General features: G+C 51.1%; 1 rRNA gene. It reads right to left on the bottom strand.

Annotation, left to right across the window (positions count from 1 at the left end):
- Positions 1–622, bottom strand: a 23S ribosomal RNA gene (locus NE668_RS09715); the annotation flags it as partial.

The raw sequence follows: 622 nt of genomic DNA on the forward strand, positions 1-622 counted from the left end.
GGACCGTTATAGTTACGGCCGCCGTTTACTGGGGCTTCAATTCAGAGCTTCGACCGAAGTCTAACCCCTCCTCTTAACCTTCCAGCACCGGGCAGGTGTCAGCACCTATACATCAGCTTTCGCTTTAGCAGGCACCTGTGTTTGTGGTAAACAGTCGCTTGCGCCTCTCTTGTGCCACTCATTCATGCTCCAAGCGTTGCTGCTCTTCACACTACATGAGTCCTCCTTTTCCCGAAGTTACGGAGGCATTTTGCCGAGTTCCTTAACGAGGGTTTTCCCGCGCACCTTAGGATTCTCTCCCCGCCTACCTGTGTCGGTTTTGGTACGGGCGATGTGTCTCTACCTAGAAGCTTTTCTCGACAGTGTAGGATCAATCACTTCGCGACTATTGCTAGTCACTCGTCATCACATCTCAGATTTTAGAGCTACGGATTTACCTATAGCTCAACCTACCTGCTTAAACACGCTCTTCCAATCGCGTGCTGACCTACCTTACTGTGTCACTCCATCGATCAAACGATTCACACCGGTACAGGAATTTCAACCTGTTGTCCATCGCCTACGCTTTTCCGCCTCGGCTTAGGTCCCGACTTACCCTGAGACGACGATCGTTGCTCAGGAA

The sequence above is a fragment of the Veillonella parvula genome (genome assembly GCF_024461875.1).
Taxonomy (GTDB): Bacteria; Bacillota; Negativicutes; order Veillonellales; family Veillonellaceae; genus Veillonella; species Veillonella parvula_I.